12 protein-coding genes, 1 tRNA gene and 1 other RNA gene are annotated in these 16,395 nt (G+C 43.4%); 5 read left to right on the top strand and 9 right to left on the bottom strand.

Annotated elements, in window-relative coordinates:
- Positions 1-53: 53 nt before the first annotated feature.
- The 3 genes from ffs to R8N46_RS07505 all read right to left on the bottom strand — a co-directional run bounded on the left by ffs (position 54) and on the right by R8N46_RS07505 (position 3,187).
- An RNA gene (gene ffs, locus R8N46_RS07515) (signal recognition particle sRNA small type) lies at positions 54-150 on the bottom strand.
- A 137-nt stretch (positions 151-287) separates the two neighbouring features.
- Entirely contained in the window at positions 288-2,291 is a 2,004-nt protein-coding gene (locus R8N46_RS07510; protein ID WP_115385837.1) for a GGDEF domain-containing protein, read from the bottom strand.
- 152 nt (positions 2,292-2,443) lie between these two features.
- On the bottom strand, positions 2,444-3,187 hold the full coding sequence (locus R8N46_RS07505) for a hypothetical protein (RefSeq protein WP_005389942.1): 744 nt from the start codon (positions 3,185-3,187) through the stop codon (positions 2,444-2,446).
- 257 nt (positions 3,188-3,444) lie between these two features.
- Between R8N46_RS07505 and R8N46_RS07500 the strand changes: the two genes are divergently transcribed.
- On the top strand, positions 3,445-3,747 hold the full coding sequence (locus tag R8N46_RS07500; RefSeq protein WP_005378570.1) for a DNA base-flipping protein: 303 nt from the start codon (positions 3,445-3,447) through the stop codon (positions 3,745-3,747).
- 30 nt (positions 3,748-3,777) lie between these two features.
- On the opposite strand, the gene R8N46_RS07495 is transcribed toward R8N46_RS07500, so the two are convergent.
- Positions 3,778-4,212, bottom strand: coding sequence for a YbaY family lipoprotein (locus tag R8N46_RS07495; protein WP_054577989.1), 435 nt, complete (start codon positions 4,210-4,212; stop codon positions 3,778-3,780).
- A 240-nt stretch (positions 4,213-4,452) separates the two neighbouring features.
- On the opposite strand from R8N46_RS07495, the gene tesB reads away from it, so the two are divergent.
- Positions 4,453-5,313 (top strand): acyl-CoA thioesterase II, encoded by an 861-nt coding sequence (tesB, locus tag R8N46_RS07490; RefSeq protein WP_005378575.1) that lies wholly within the window; start codon positions 4,453-4,455, stop codon positions 5,311-5,313.
- Positions 5,314-5,381: 68 nt separating this feature from the next.
- Here the strand turns inward: tesB and R8N46_RS07485 are convergent, their stop codons facing one another.
- Positions 5,382-8,423, bottom strand: a complete 3,042-nt coding sequence (locus tag R8N46_RS07485; RefSeq protein ID WP_213972287.1) for a cadherin repeat domain-containing protein — start codon at positions 8,421-8,423, stop codon at positions 5,382-5,384.
- Between the two features lie 456 nt (positions 8,424-8,879).
- A complete protein-coding gene (locus tag R8N46_RS07480) occupies positions 8,880-9,344 on the bottom strand; it encodes an Lrp/AsnC family transcriptional regulator (protein WP_025998626.1) in 465 nt (154 codons plus the stop codon).
- A gap of 140 nt (positions 9,345-9,484) precedes the next feature.
- Here R8N46_RS07480 and R8N46_RS07475 point away from each other — a divergent pair, with 140 nt between their 5' ends.
- Positions 9,485-10,579 (top strand): PLP-dependent cysteine synthase family protein, encoded by a 1,095-nt coding sequence (locus R8N46_RS07475; protein ID WP_005389952.1) that lies wholly within the window; start codon positions 9,485-9,487, stop codon positions 10,577-10,579.
- Positions 10,580-10,640: 61 nt separating this feature from the next.
- Here R8N46_RS07475 and R8N46_RS07470 read toward each other — a convergent pair whose 3' ends face one another.
- Complete coding sequence (locus tag R8N46_RS07470; RefSeq protein ID WP_005378586.1) at positions 10,641-10,958, bottom strand: DUF1244 domain-containing protein; 318 nt, start codon at positions 10,956-10,958, stop codon at positions 10,641-10,643.
- Between the two features lie 214 nt (positions 10,959-11,172).
- On the opposite strand from R8N46_RS07470, the gene R8N46_RS07465 reads away from it, so the two are divergent.
- Positions 11,173-11,748 (top strand): porin family protein, encoded by a 576-nt coding sequence (locus tag R8N46_RS07465; RefSeq protein WP_033905033.1) that lies wholly within the window; start codon positions 11,173-11,175, stop codon positions 11,746-11,748.
- An 80-nt stretch (positions 11,749-11,828) separates the two neighbouring features.
- Here the strand turns inward: R8N46_RS07465 and vmeF are convergent, their stop codons facing one another.
- The gene (vmeF, locus tag R8N46_RS07460) at positions 11,829-14,942 is read right to left on the bottom strand and encodes a multidrug efflux RND transporter permease subunit VmeF (RefSeq protein WP_064353731.1); all 3,114 of its coding nucleotides are present in this window, start codon (positions 14,940-14,942) and stop codon (positions 11,829-11,831) included.
- Positions 14,942-16,036 carry an efflux RND transporter periplasmic adaptor subunit gene (locus tag R8N46_RS07455; protein ID WP_005378593.1) on the bottom strand — a complete coding sequence of 365 codons (1,095 nt, stop codon included), beginning with the start codon at positions 16,034-16,036 and terminating at the stop codon, positions 14,942-14,944. Before R8N46_RS07455 ends, vmeF begins: the two co-directional genes overlap by 1 nt.
- Positions 16,037-16,328: 292 nt before the next feature.
- Here R8N46_RS07455 and R8N46_RS07450 point away from each other — a divergent pair.
- Positions 16,329-16,395, top strand: a tRNA-Tyr gene (locus tag R8N46_RS07450).

Genomic DNA, 16,395 nt, shown 5'->3' with positions numbered 1-16,395 from the left:
GAAGGCTCAAAAACGAAAAAAGCCCTGCGATAACGCAGGGCTTTCAAAGGGTGGGACCCCAGCCACATCCCGGCACACAAGTCACACGCTGCGGCTGCTTCCTTCCGGACCTGACCGAGTTCACGAGCTATTGTTGCGAGAGGACCAGAGCCCCATAGTTCTTTTCGAGAGGTCTTGCCTCAATCGATGGGGCGATTATTCAGTATCAGCTCTCATAATGCAAGAGCAAAAACCTTGAATTTCATCATTTCATTACCGTTTGAACAAAACTCGATCAATTCATTCCTTTATGATGAAACCGTGCAGTCACGATAAGAGGAGTCGTGCCGTGAGGACTGCTTACTCATGTACATGTCTTCATCAGCCAAATGCATCGCTTGCTCTAAGCTCATGTGCCGTTCCCTTTTTGCAGAGAAACCAATAGAGATACTTATAGACTCCAAATCACTACATAATTTGCCTTTCACGTCGATTCTACTGAGCTCTCTCATTGCTCTAGTTAACTCGGCTTGCGTTGGATAACCCAGCAATATGAACTCATCCCCTCCAATTCGATAACATCTTCCCGACCAGACATAATGAATTTTTAGCGCCAGTAGTTGTAAAACTTCGTCCCCAGCGCGATGACCATAAGTGTCATTGATTCGTTTGAAATGATTAATGTCTAAGTAAAGTATGGATAGATCTTTGTTTACTCCTTTTCGATACTTTACTTGCAACGCACGACGATTCCTTAACCCTGTTAAGTTGTCAGTGTTCGATTGACGGTAAAGATAAAGCGAAACACAAATAGCAAACAATAATACAAAGATAAACACAGCTTGTGTTTGCGTCGCTAATCGAATCTCATATTCAAGTGCGGTACGCCAATCTGGGCGTACATCGTACTGAGCAATGATCTTATCAACTTCTAACATCGCTATCGCTCGACTGAAGAAAGGCGCAAGCATGGCTCCTTTTTCATTCGCGACCAATCCAACAGAGAGTTGTGACTCATAAAACTCTCCAATAGCGGTATCCTGCTCTATCGGAACCAATTCACTGAGACGTAAAAAATGATTGAGCATCGCCGTATCCATCGGAATGTAATCGACTTCTTCATTTAGTAGCCCCTGAATGAGCTCTTGTTGGGTACGATAACGTTTGAGTTCTTTTAGCGGTAACAGTTGCGTCATCATTTGATCGAAAAAGTCATCCTTAACTACGCCAATCCGCTCAGATATCAACTGTGAAACATGAGAGTATGTGCTCGGTTTGTAACCTAAACGCTTGACCATCACCGATGCTGGCGCGTAATGGGGCTTTGGAAAGTAGCTAAATGCGCGCCGCTCACGGCTGACCGTTAACGGCGCCAAAATTTCGAAATTACCTTGGATAAACTCATGGTACATAGAACCCCAGCTTTCACCAGGCTCACTAATGATCAAGCAGTTTAAAGCCAAGATCTCACAGCTTCTCAGGACTACATCAGCCGTCATCCCTTCGACACTACCATCTGCGTTGTATACAACATATGGAAAGATAGATTCGAGCTTAATCCGTATTGGTTCATTAAAATCAAGGGGCAATAAACGAATAGAATCACGCAACGCTGCTCGCCTTAATTCAAATTGATACTGGGAAATTTCTTCGCGAAGCTGCTTTTGCACCGCTTCCCCGTGAATAAACGTAGCGAACGTGTCCAACGCTTCAAGATGATGATCTTTTTTACTGATGATGGATACGGGCTTTATCGAAATCTGATCATTGAGCATCTTGGCGTCAAACCCCTCCATCAGCATCGGCTTGAGCTGGTTAATGGCATCGACAACGCCGTCCACAGCACCTGAACGTAGCAGTGTTACTGCTTGTTCGTGACCTTGATAAGAGATCTGTTCTAGCTCAGGGTAGTGTTGTTTAAGTAATTGGGCATAAACTGTATCTTTGGGGACGCCAACACGCGAAATATCACTCAACGTCGAATCTTTTAAGCCAAAGAGGTAGGTATATTCGATATTTGTTGGGCGGGAATAACTAAAACGTTGAGCACGTTCTTGTGTGTAAGTGATATTCGCAGCAAAGTCCGCTTCCCCATTCGCTACTGAATTTAGAATGGCATCAAAGCTGGAGTAGTTCACGTATTGAACGGTAAAGCCAAACTCCTCTGAAGCAGCATTGAAAAGAACACGAGTGACGACATCATCCGCTTCAGTCGCGACTTTATAATGAGCAATTAAAGGGGCTTCGGCTTTTACATTCAAACTCAAGAGGCAACATGCAAAAAGCAACAGTGTTCGAGCAAAAGTTGTCATGACAAACTTATCTTAAATCAACCACTTATATTGTGGTTATTATTATTGGAAGTGTAGTAAATATGAAATGAAGAACATATACTAATCTCCATTTTGTTCCACAACCAATTCGATACTCTGCCGCACATGTCACTTTTTACCTGACTAAAAACTCATAATTCAGCCTGTTCATCGCTACTACGTAAAATATAGTCAGTCATCCAAGCCGTCCCTAACAAACAGATCCAAACCACGAAAACAGGGTTTGGCACATCCGTGGTCGGGCTGACGACTAAAGCGGCAAAACCCACAGTCGGCAATGTCCAACATAATAATTTGCTCCAACGAATGGTATGTTGAAGCTTCGCAAGTGCTTCCATTGACGCTAACATTCCCGTCAAACTTAACGCCATAAGAACGGCGTACGGTAGGCCTGCAATCCACAATGGGAGCAACAAAAACAACGGCCACCAGCTGTGTTTATTGGATGGCGTCCAATGCGCAGCCGACCACCACATCGCCATAACCGCAATGGTTTGAACCACTGTAACCCAAGCAGAACCATCCAGCTTACCGCCTTGCTGTGTGACCATAAGACCAACTTGCAGTGTAAGTACAATAAGACCAGCGGTGAGCAACACACCTAAAGAGCTTCTACGAGAAAATACCACCATTAAAAGTGGGAAAAGGATCAAAACACCAACCGACAAAGCAATTGGCTGCATTGAGAGTGTCGCACCAAAAGCCATCATCGCGCCCAGTAATACTAAGCCAGCGAACCCACCTTGTGGCAGAACCCACAGCGCGGGGATCATAAGTGCAAGAACGGGAATGTCACCCTCGCTCAAACTCATCGCCCGAACGCAGACAACAGCGAGTAAAGTCGTAACGAAAAATTGAAGTGTCGATAAAATCATAGCGCCTCCTGGCTTCCCCACCTACTTGGTAACTCAACGGCAAAAACTGGGATTGAAAGTCGTTGAGAGGGTCTAGATTCAAGCTTAGCTTGCGTTTGCTTCATGCTGTTTAACGTTCATCAACCAACGACACTACAGAACAGAAAATGTAATTCTTCAAAGTGAGTCGCTGATAACACAAGGGTTAAGAACCGTTAGCAATATACAAGTCCAATGGTTTACCATTCCTTAGTAATCCAAAATAGACACTTTTGAGTATGGACCAATTTTTAGCGCAAATCTTTGCTGTAATTCACCAAATTCCAAAAGGAAAAGTATCCACCTATGGGGAAATTGCAAAAATGGCCGGTTATCCGGGCTATGCGAGACATGTTGGTAAAGCACTGGGCAACTTACCAGAAGGCAGTAAACTCCCCTGGTTTAGAGTGGTAAATAGCCAAGGAAAAATATCTTTAAAAGGCAGAGACTTAGAGCGACAAAAAAAGAAATTAGAAGCAGAAGGGATTGAAGTCTCGGAAGTTGGCAAAACTTCACTTAAAAAATACAAATGGCAGCCTTAAGCTGCCATTTTTTGTTCTTAGTACGTCGTATTAACGTGTTCCAACTAGACGAATATCTAATTGGTGAGTTTGTGCTTCATCAGTAATAACACCGTTATGTGTGTCGCTGATAAAACGCAGCTTTCCATCTACCTCAATGCGAGCACGAACGCTGTAACGATGGTTTGGTTTGATTTCATTGCTGTCGTAACTCAACTCAAAAGAAAGAGGAACTTGCTTACCTTTCGTTTCAAATGTCTGTTTCGCCAACACTTTTGCTGGCGCATCCGCCAAGGACACATCTTCTAACGCAATAGTAACCACTGCGTTTGGTGGCAAGGCAATCCGCTCGCGATAAGCCACTGTACCTGTAATCGTCTTCATTGACGCCTCTGTAGATTCCATTTCTGTATTTTGAGAAGTTTGGCAACCCACTAACGCAGCCCCAAAGAGTAGAGAAGTAACAAGTAGTAGTGTTTTTTTCATATATTCCTCGAAAAGAGCATTAAACCGAAGCAATTATAGGTGTGGAATATAAAACTGTCTGCTTCCTGTCACTTTATTTGACAATAGTTTGACTGAGTTAGAATTTATCAAACAATTGATTTTGTTTCATAATTGGAACAATACTATTTCTAAGTTACTCAATAGTTCTTAACTATGCCACTTCACAAGAGTGAGGCTGTTGAGGTAACTTGGAATGAAAGACAACGGTGAGGAGACACAATGAGTAAACCACTACGAGAATTGCTCAGCCTACTACAACTCGAAAAATTAGAAGAAGGCTTGTTTCGTGGCCAAAGTGAAAACCTAGGTTTGCCTCAAGTTTATGGCGGTCAAGTAATTGGGCAAGCACTTTCTGCTGCGCGCTACACCGTTGAAGAAACACGCACGGTACACTCCTTCCATAGCTATTTTTTGTACCCTGGCGATCCAGAAAAACCTATTATTTATGACGTAGAAAATCTGAGAGATGGCCGTAGCTTTAGCACTAGACGCGTAAAGGCAATTCAAAATGGACGCCCTATTTTTTACCTAACCGCATCCTACCATGGCGATCAACCTGGGTTTGATCATCAAAAAGAAATGCCAGATATCCCTGGTCCAGAAAACTTTGCCTCAGAGAGTGAGCTCGCAAGCCATATTGCAGAATTTCTACCCAAACGCTTACGCAAAACATTTTGCGGGGAAAAGCCAATCGAAACTCGCCCCGTTACGGTTATCAACCCTTTGAAGCCCAAAAAAGCAGAACCCAAACAGTACCTTTGGATTCGTGCTAATGGTGAAATGCCAGAGAATCAGCTAATTCACCAGTACCTTCTGGCCTACGCATCCGATTGGGGATTCCTTGTGACAGCAATGCATCCACATGAAGTCTCATTAATGACGCCTAACTTTCAAGTGGCCACCATTGACCACTCTATCTGGTTCCATCGTCCGTTTAAGATGGATGAATGGCTTCTATATGCGATAGAGAGCCCAACGGCGAGCAATACTCGTGGGTTGGTCCGTGGCGAAATATACAACCAGCAAGGTCACTTAGTGGCGACCGCCGTGCAAGAAGGGGTGATGCGCTACACGAAATAGCTCGTGTTCGCCAGACGAAAAAAGGAGTGCTGTTCCGCACTCCTTTTTTAAGGGGTATCAAACGATGATTAATTTGGTTGATACTTCATGTTAATAACCGACCATTCGTAAAGTGATTTCGGGTAACCATATTCGCTTTTCCCGTAAATGACATTTGGGTCGGCATAGAATCCACCTTTATTCGTTGCTAAAAATTCACGAACCCCACGACGGTAAGTAATCACAGGTGCTACTAACTCATACTCTACCTTTTCCATCTTCGAGTCATCAATTATTAAGAACCGAGTCATACGAATCGTGCTGCCGTTGGTGCAGTACCCTGGGTCATCATAGTCAATTGCTTCAAAAGGCTTGAGATCATCTTCGAACAGCTCTGATGTACATCCATCAAATCGAGCTAAGTGTACCCACGCTCCTTTTATTAGAGTTTGGTCATCGTTACCCACCGGCTTGAATGCAAGTAGTGCAATCTTACCTTTGCCGTATAATTTCAATTCTTCGTCCGTTGGCTCACGCACTGAACGAACGTTCATCAAACCAAACTCACTTTCTTCTAAGTTAGAAAACTCACGTGCATTTAGCGTGCTAAACAATACTGTTTGTTCAGTTTCAAGCAATGTATATTGATCCGCAACACCTTCATCTGCAAAGCTTAGATACAGCTGGACTTTCTTACTTTCCAGCGCTTTGTAATCTCGAGATTCTCCTTCCGAAACGTCGAGAGAAATCCAACGTCTTTTTACTGGTGGGAGGTCAAGTAACGTCAGCTCTTCCTTATCAACATCTAATGAAGCGACTCCTTTAATTGTTGAGCTGGATATTTGATAGCTGCGGTTTCCTATTGGTGTACCAAAGTCTAGCTTAACCTTTTTAAATGGTTCAAATTCCACCTTCATTGTAGAAGCACTTAAACCAGGGTGATTCGCTTTGTTAATAGTGCCATTTACGACGATTGTTTTAGCTTTGTAGTTGCGTCCAGTAAGAGTAACCTCTACTTGGTACTCGCCTGCGTGCAAAATCTTCAAACGCCCCGTATCAGGGGAAACTAGCTCGACCACAGGATCTTTTTGGTTAATAAGACGGTAACTTGCCTTCGCAGTCCCACCACTCATCACTGGTGAGATAACACTACCAGCGGAGAATTCTACCGTTGGGTAAGTAACCGATACAGGGTTTGTGCCTTGTTTAATAGTGACCGAGAAACTACTTTCACCCGGATCCACTTTGTCGTCCCCCGCATCCGAAACAATAATTTTTGTGCTACCCGCGTTAAGAATTTGCATGGCACCCGTTTGGCTGTTTAAGGAAGCTACATCTGTTGCTGCGTTGTCTGCAAATCGGTACGTAACTTCCCCAACCGTACCAGAGATTTTCGGCGCAACAAATGTTTGGCCAACCTTCCAAATCTCTTCCACATCGGATTGAACTTCAATTCGGCTCGGCGCACTCAAAATTGTCACGTAGACTTTTTGATCAGGACCAACAGTATAATTCGCGCTCTCTTTTCTGCGCACAGTTAGCGTCGCTTTACCCGCTTTATACACATGGAGACGTCCTTCACTAAAACCACCGACAACATCTGGTGCGGAGTTATCTACAATCTCAATTTGCTCGTCAGCACTCAAACCAAAATCACGGTGAAGATCAAAACTGTATTTGTTGCTGTATACAACGTCATAATCGTGCGTTGCCATGGGTTGGCCTTCAGCCTTTGCAACTTTAATGACGACATTAAATTGAATAGGTTGGTAGAACTCCCCACCATCGTCTTCAAACTTAAGGTCGTACTCACCCGCAGTCACTACCTCCAACTTGCCGTCAGTCATTCGTAAGCCATTAGGTAAGCTGCTAACTAGATTTACGTTACCTTTTTGCCCTTTAAACGCCAGAGGGATTGAAAGATTTGGTTGATAGGTAAGCGGCATTTCAATGTCTTTTATAACGGGATGAGGCGCGCGATTAACTTCAAGATCAAAGCGAGTTTTGCTTGCAGGATAATTACGCATGTCATGCTCGTAAATTTCCACTTCAGCAGCACCAACACCTTTGATCAGTAATGCTTCACCATTTTCAGTTTTAGCGACAACGTCTTCACCACGAATGATTCTCAGCTCATAGTCACCGTAGGCGTTCGTCACCTTAGGGAAAATTCGTCCACCTTCCTCATAAGTTGTGACGATATCCGCTGCCCTGATTTCTTGACGCTTGCCTTGTTTTACATCCACAAAAAATTGCGCTGTTTGCTGTTTATCCAGAAACGCGTCGCTGTAAGTTGCAGTCGCTTCAACCGTTAATCGACCAACATTATGAACAAGAAGTAAACCCGTTTCAGGGTCTAGCAACTCGGCCACCTTGCTGTCTGGTACGCTATTTATAATTTTGTAAGAAATACGTTGCGTTTGAGCTTTATCTAGACGCACTGGTTCTAACGTCAACCCTTCTCGATACTCGTCTTCAAGCAAAGCGAACTGTAATTGCCCCGGAGCTACTGCATGCAGCTTAACCGTAGCGCGAACTTGTTTCGGCAAGTAAAAGTCGTTACCTGAATCAGTAATCAGCACCGATGCCTGACCAACTGAACCTAATGAATATACCGAACCGTTCTCATCAACACGAATCAAGTTATGACCACTTTCTACCTCATAACTCAGTTCGCCTTTTTGGCCACGGACGATCAACGCTTTTCCTTCTGACTCAATCGCATTGAAATTCAGATCACTCACTGAAAGTTCAGTATTGATGCCTCGCTCTACAGTGACAGAAAATCTTGCTTCAGAAGATTCATAAGCAGAGCTACTATCTGTAGCAAGAATAGTCGCCGTTCCTGGGCGCAGAATTTGTAGTATTCCTGAGTCATTAATTTTCACGACATTTGGCGGATTAGAATCAATGACTTGGTAAGATACCGACCCATGTACATTGCTCAGTTTTGCTTCAGTAACCGTTCCCACTCCTGCAAACTTCAACACCGTGTCTTCCACTTTTAATTGCGGACGGTTCTGCTTTGTTATCGTAGTTGGTGTCTTCGTATTGTTCGGCTTAGAGTCTCCCCCACCGCCACAGCCAGCGAGTAAAGCTGCGAGAAAAAGCAAATAGTAATTTCTGTTCATTTTTAGTAATACTTTGTTACATACAAGATGGGGCGATAATAATACGATGTTTTATTAATCACTATCCCCATTTTTGAGTACTTTATTACTTAAGTAATTGCTACTGTATTAATCCTAAAAACAAATAATCAAAAATAGCGACCAAATTACATGAAAACACAAAAAGCAAACGTTTAAATCAAACTCTTCCATTAATTTAGTAAAAATTAATATTCAATAAAATAAAACATGAAAAAGAAAGAGAAAAAATTGCGTTATTTTTTCTTTCATTATGATGTATAGGATTAATGGACTGTAAAAACAAATAGTTAATGAAAAATAGAAGAGAGAATAAATATCGTTTATATTTGTAAAAATCTGGCAGGAAATAGTTTTAAAAGCATAATCAAACTACCTTTTAACATTTAAAATACTAAAAGGTAGAATTAACATTAGATAGAATTCTTATAGGGCGAGTTATTTTAGGATTGGTAACTCTGTTGTGTATTTAATGGACTCCATAGCAAATGTTGAAGTCACATTAGATAGCCCTTTTACACTATTAACTAACCGCTTATAGAATTCGTCAAAACACTTCATATCTTTGACTAGTACTTTCATCATGTAGTCATACTCGCCAGCCATACGATAAAACTCCATTACCTCAGGAAAGTCACTCACAGTTGTAACAAAATGGTGATACCAACCTTCGGAATGATCAATCGTTTTTAACTGAACAAATGCAATGAAAGATAGCTCGAGCTTTTCTGCACTTAACAACGCCACGCGTTTTTCGATGTAGCCCTCTTCTTCCAACCTTTTCAAGCGCTTCCAGCATGGTGTTGTAGTAAGATTGACTCGCTCAGCCACGTCATTTAATGACAAGGTGCTGTCGGTTTGTAGTAAAGCAAGCAGCTGCTTATCTATTCGATCTAAGCTCATTTCTATAAAACCCATAAAATGTAGAAAATTTTTCTACAGGTATCTTTATTAAGAGTAACAATAGCAAAGTTTTTCTCGGAAATTATAGATAAATTATCCCTATCTAATACTTATCTATCGATTTCCCAAGGAGAGACGCCATGTGTACTGACCACAATTGGATCAACAATGCAGTGCGTAAAATTGAAGCAGACTTCCAACGTTCTGCTGATACTCACTTATTTAAACTCGAACTACCTTCTCTTGATGGTATCGATATCTATCTAAAAGATGAGAGTACGCACCCTACAGGCTCTCTTAAGCATCGATTGGCGCGCTCATTGTTTCTTTATGCTATTTGTAATGGATGGATTGGTCCTGAAACCACTGTAATCGAGGCGTCCTCAGGCAGCACTGCCGTTTCGGAAGCGTATTTTGCGCGTTTACTTGGCTTACCGTTCATTGCTGTTATGCCGAAAACCACTGCACGTAAAAAGATCGAACAAATTGAATTTTACGGTGGTAAAGCGCACCTTGTTGAACGATCAGATCAGATTTATGACGAGTCTCGACGCTTGGCTCAAGAGCTAAATGGTCACTACATGGACCAGTTTACTTATGCTGAACGTGCTACTGACTGGCGCGGTAACAACAACATCGCGAACTCTATCTTTAGCCAAATGGAGTTAGAAGATCACCCGATTCCTAGCTGGGTAGTGATGAGTCCTGGAACAGGCGGCACATCAGCAACCATTGGCCGTTTTATTCGTTACCAAAAATACGACACTAAGCTTTGCGTGGTAGACCCTGAAAACTCAGTGTTTTACGATGCTTTCCAGTCAGGAAATCACTCATTGAAAGGCGATACTGGCAGCAAAATTGAAGGTATCGGGCGACCACGTGTCGAACCAAGTTTTATTGCTGGTGTCATTGATGAAATGCGCAAAATTCCAGACGCAGCCAGTGTGGCAACCGCCCATTGGGTATCTCAGCTGATTGGGCGTAAAGTCGGCGCATCAACAGGCACCAATCTTTACGGTGTGCTGCAATTGGCTTGTGAGATGAAACAACGCGGTGAGAAGGGTTCTATCGTGACGCTTCTATGTGATTCTGGAGAGCGTTACCTAGATACGTATTATGACTTAACATGGGTAAAAGAGAACATCGGCGATATTCAACCTTACTTAGCTCAACTCGAAGTCATTCAAGCAAAAGGTTGCGTTGAGCCAGCTTGTTGCGGCTCAACTAACGCTTAACGTGCAAACTGGACTTTAAAAAACAGCCCAACTTCATGCGGGCTGTTTTTATCGTTGGGTTTTACTTTTTCTGGCGCGCTTCAAACGCAGCCAATTGTTCTGGCGTTGCCGCTGGTTGATGATTTTGTTTCCATTCATCGTAAGTCATGCCGTAAACACGTTCGCGAGCGTCATCAATATCTAAATCCAAACCGAGATTTTCAGCCTCAGATTTATACCATTTGCTAAAGCAGTTGCGACAGAAGCCCGCAAGGATCATCAGGTCGATGTTTTGTACGTCTTTGTTGGCATCTAAATGCGCCAATAAACGGCGAAATGTCGCCGCGTCTAACTTATCTTGTTCTTCTTGAGTCAAGTTTTTGTATTTGAATTCAGCCACTTTCCTTTCCTTCTCTCTTCTTTAGCTAGCTTTCGTCACCATATCTAGTTAGTCGGTAGTCATGAGTAATAAGTATGCTTTAGCGCAACAATTCCCATTCTAAAATCACTACCTTTGATAAAAGCTGATATGATAATTACCATCCATCCTATTGATTAAATTAACATTTAAACAAATCATTACAACGGTCTTTTACCAAGGTTATCGTCTAGTTATGAAAAACGCCATTCTATTATTGTCTGCCTTGACCATTAGCGTGCCAACTTTAGCTGCTCAAGAACAAGCTCATCAATCTTATTTTTATCTGGGTACTGGTAACGTTGGTTTTGATACACCGTATTTCGGCTCGGATAGAGACAATGAGTGGTCAACACCACATATCACAGTTGGCTGGGGTTACCATGTAAACCAATACCTCGCGTTTGAAGGGGTTCTGCGCTATTCACAAAATGAACTTAAGAACGATGCTCTAAAAACTGACTTAGATCTTCACTATTACCAAGCAGGTATGTCTGCTGTTGTAACGAGTGATGACTTAGGCGATACGCCACTATCACTATTCGGTCGCGTAACAGCGCTTGGCACTCAAGCCGAAATGTACGTACCAAACGAACAAAAAGTCACAGATGATTCAGGCGCACTATTCAACATCGGTGCTGGTGTCCATTGGGATATGAGTACAGATATCTGGTTACGCGCAGAGTACATTTATAATGTCGCGGATATGGGTTTTGAAGATTTTTACGACAGCTACGAAGGTGTACAAATCAGCCTAGGGAAACGCTTCTAATCGAACGCTTCCGAGCTAACTTTAAACCGATAAAGAGAAGCCGAGGTTATTACCTCGGCTTTTATGTTTTAACGTTTGATTTAAGGGTGCGCTATACGGCCCTTCGTATCATGGCTAATTGCTTTTTTTAACTCTGCTTCTACATGACCTGGTGCTTGTGTTTTCGCCGAAATCAATCGGTACATTGCCGGGATAACAAACAAGGTCACCAATGTCGCAAACCCCATCCCGAAAAAGATTACCGTACCCACGGCAATACGGCTCTCATAACCCGCCCCTGTCGATACTATCAACGGAATTGCGCCAGCAAGTGTGGTAAACGCAGTCATCAAGATTGGACGTAGACGTCGCGCAGCTGCATCAATGATCGCTTTTTCAAACCCAACGCCACGATCACGTAGCTGATTGGCAAATTCTACGATCAAAATACCGTTTTTCGTCACCATACCAATCAACATGATCATGCCGATCTGGCTATAAATATTCATACCTTGGCCCATAATAACCAAACCAAGGAAGCCACCAAATACACCCATCGGCACCGTAAACATGACCACTAACGGGTTTACGAAGCTTTCAAACTGAGCCGCCAACACGAGATACGCCACTAGTAGTGCCAATGCAAACACAACAGCAACACTCGCTTGGTTCTCTTTAAAGTCTTTCGACTCCCCCGAATAACTCACCGAAATGTCACCCGGTAAGTTGTCGATGGCTTCCTGGTCTAGGTAATTCAGCGCATCTCCTAATGTATAACCTTCCGACAGGTTGGCAGTAATAGTGATGGACTTCTGTTTGTTGTAGTGAGAAAGACGAATAGAGGCCGCCACTTCTTCAATTTTTGTGACCGCATCTAACGTCACTAGCTGACCGCTATTCGTGCGCAGATAAATCTGACTTAAATCTGCAGCATTATTAAAGCTATTTTCATCACCGCGAAGATACACATCGTACTCTTCGCCACGTTCAACATAAGTCGTTTCGCTTTTACCACCGAGCATGATTTCTAGGGTGTCAGAAATGTCTTTAACACTGACTCCTAGCTCTGCGGCACGCTGTCGGTCAACTGTAACCAATAACTCAGGCGTTTTTTCCGAGTAATCTATCTCTGCTCCTTCCATCATTGGTGATTCTTCTGCTTTGTTCTTTAGCATTTCAGCCCAAACAACGAGCTCATCGTAATCAGAGCCGCCTAATACGAACTGAACTGGCTCACTCGAACCACCTTGGAAACCTGGCATAAATGGGAACACTCGAACATCTGGGATACCTGCCAATTCTTTCCGTACTTTGTTAAGGGCTTGCTGAGCCGTGATATCACGTTCGTTCCAATCTTCTAGAATCATGATCACAAAGCCTGTCTGGTCTCCTGCCTGGCCACCAAACGCTGGCGTTTGGATGCTGAATGACTTCAGATAACCTTGCCCTAGTAATGGCATCAATCGGTCTTCGACAATATCCATATTGGCTGACATACGATTGTATGACGTAGCGTCTGCACCGCGCACAAACGCGAATATCACACCGCGATCTTCTTGTGGGGTCAGCTGGGCCGGTACCTGATTCATCAAGAAATAGCTACCGCCCAAACAAGCTAGAATCACCAGAGGAGCAGCCCAACGTACTTTCAATGCACCTTTCAATAATGCGCGATAGCCACTCTCAAGCTTGCTAAACAAGCGATCAACCGCTTCATTGAATCGATTTGGTTTTACATTCGCTTTCAAAATCTGACTACCTAATACAGGAGTCAGCGTCAGGGCAATCAAAGAGGAGAATATGACCGACATAGCCAGCAATACAGAAAACTCTGTAAATAGTAGACCTACCATGCCATCCATAAAAGAGATCGGTAAGAACACCATCACCAGCACTAATGTTGTTGCTATAACAGCAAAACCAACCTCTCTTGTGCCTTTATATGCGGCGAGTAATGGCGATTCACCGCGTTCAATATGGTGGAAGATATTCTCTACAACCACAATTGCGTCATCCACCACCAAACCAATCGATAATATCAACGCCATCAAGGTGATCAAGTTGATAGAAAACCCAAAGTAGTACGCGGCAATGAACGAAGAAATCAGAGAAACAGGTACCGTAACCGCAGGAATTAAGGTTGCACGAGCTTGGCCGATAAAAATGTACAATACCAAAATCACCAAGCCGCCCGTGATAAATAGCGTGCTGTACACCTCTTCGATTGAACGCTCGATAAACACTGTCGCGTCGTAATCTATCGCAAGACGTGTACCTTCTGGTAAGAACTTCTGGATGTTATCGACTTCAGACCTAACCAGCTTCGCTACTTCTAACGGGTTTGCGTCTGACTGCGGTACCACACCAAGACTGATGTTTACTACACCATCACTTTTGAAGGTTGAGTTTTCGTTTTCTGCACCAATGAAGACATCTGCTACATCTTTTAAATAGATAGGTGTATTGTCGCTTGCGCGTTTAATGACAAGATATTGAAAATCTTCAGGCGTGTTATAAGTACGAGCCGTACGCACGGACATTACTGTTGAGTCGTTGCGAACTTCACCACCTGGGCTTTCTAGGTTCTCACTTCGTAAAGCTGATGTAATGTCCGAAGCTGTAACTGAACGTCCAGCCATTAGTTCTGGCTTAAGCTTCACGTACATGACCTTGTACAAACCACCGGAGAGATCAATGGAGCTAACCCCAGAGATCAGGCTAAAGCGGTCCATCAATACACGTTCGGCATAATCGGTTAATTGAGTACGGTCCATCTCTGCAGAACTGAGATTGATGTAGAGCGACGCCTCTCCCGAGCCATTGTTCTTATAAACAATAGGGTCATCCGCTTCATCAGGTAGCGAGCGCTGAGCACGAGCTACGGCATCACGCACGTCGCTCACACCTGTGTTGAGATCGTAACCTAACTCAAACGTGATCGTGATACGCGACATGCTGTTACGAGTAGTGGAGCTAATTTCATCAACTCCACTGATCCCAGAAAGCTGGTCTTCCAAAACAGAGGTAATTTGGCTTTCAATAATAGTCGCCGATGCACCCTCATAACGCGTACTGATAGAAACGACTGGGCTTTCTATATCAGGCATTTCACGAACGGCTAATTTGGTGAATGACACAAAGCCAAACACACACAACAGCATGCTCAGAACCAACGCCGCGACAGGGCGTTTAACTGAAACGTCGGACAGTAACATTAGTTTTCTTCCTCATCCGATTCACTGTCATTGCGTGTCACATCCGTGGTGTTCGCTTTTAGTGGCGCGACAATTTCTTTCACTTCGACACCATCACGCATGTTAACAATGCCTTGAACCACAATCTTGTCACCAATCTCAACACCAGATTCGATCACCACCTCGTTACCAACACGAGCACCTAGCGACACTTCTTGACGAGTAGCTTTGTTATTTTCATCAATTACATATACAAAACGTTTAGTTCCGGAGTATTCAAGTGCTTGAACAGGAATGATTGGCGCCTTAATAGCAGGAAATGCTAGTGAAGCGTTCATCAACATGCCCGGCTTCAATTGATTTTCTGGGTTATCAAACTCAATACGCACGCGAAGATTCAGTGTTTCGGCGCTGATCCGCGTATCAATACCTGTGACTTGACCAGTAAAGGTCTGGCTACCCCATGCACTGGTTTTAGCGATGACTTCCATACCAATAGAAAGCATCGATAAATAGCGCTCCGGTACTTGTAAATCCAGTTCCATGACGGAAAGATCATCCAACGTCAAAAGTTCAGTACCCGCACTGACCATTTTGCCGCGGCTAAAATCGATAAAACCAACAGTGCCAGAAAATGGGGCAGTAATATGGAGGTCAGCTAAATTGGCTTGAGCAGCATCAAGCCTCGCTTGTGCTATTTCAACACTGGCTTTTTGTGCATCGATTTCAGTTTGAGTAATCGCATTCCGCTTAACCAAACGTTGGAACTCTTTTAACTTACGCTGTTCATCTTTAAGGTACGCCTTTGCCTCAATCAAAGCGGCTTGAGCCTTATCGTCATCTAACTTAATTAATAGCTGGTCTTGCTGGACATTTTGATTCGCTTTAACAGCGATTTGATTCACTTTGCCGGCGACTTCCGATGCGACAACCACAGACTCCGCTGCCTTTAATTTGCCGATAAGAGTTAAGGATTGATTGATCTCGTGCGTTTCTACTTGTTCAGTCACAACGGTAACCGCTGAGCCTCCTCGCATCGCAGCGCAAACCGATGGAGAACTCAGTAATATAGAAAGCGTTAAAACAGATAACGATAACGTGGCTTTCATGCTCATGATATTGACTTCTAAACGAATAAACTTATGTCATTAAACTGCTTACAGTTTATCAGTAGATACGGTGTTTAACGTCAAGTAGTGTAAATTCAAGTAAAAAGCGCGCTTCTCTTCTGTTCAAAGGACAAACAAAACGCTGACTTTCTACCATCTTTGCCCAAAAAGACAGCATTCAACGTAAAAACGTAAGAAAAACGCTTTACAGCCTGAGCGAGTTTGCTATGATTCGCTCCGCACTTGGGAGATGAGTTGGGAAAACATCTTACTAAGTATAAAAATCCTCTGGAGGGGTTCCCGAGTGGCCAAAGGGAGCAGACTGTAAATCTGCCGGCACTGCCTTCGATGGTTCGAATCCGTCC

Origin of the sequence: Vibrio sp. 1874, assembly GCF_033344395.1 — a bacterium.
Classification (GTDB): domain Bacteria; phylum Pseudomonadota; class Gammaproteobacteria; order Enterobacterales; family Vibrionaceae; genus Vibrio; species Vibrio alginolyticus.
This window is presented reverse-complemented; position numbering and strand designations above follow the sequence as displayed.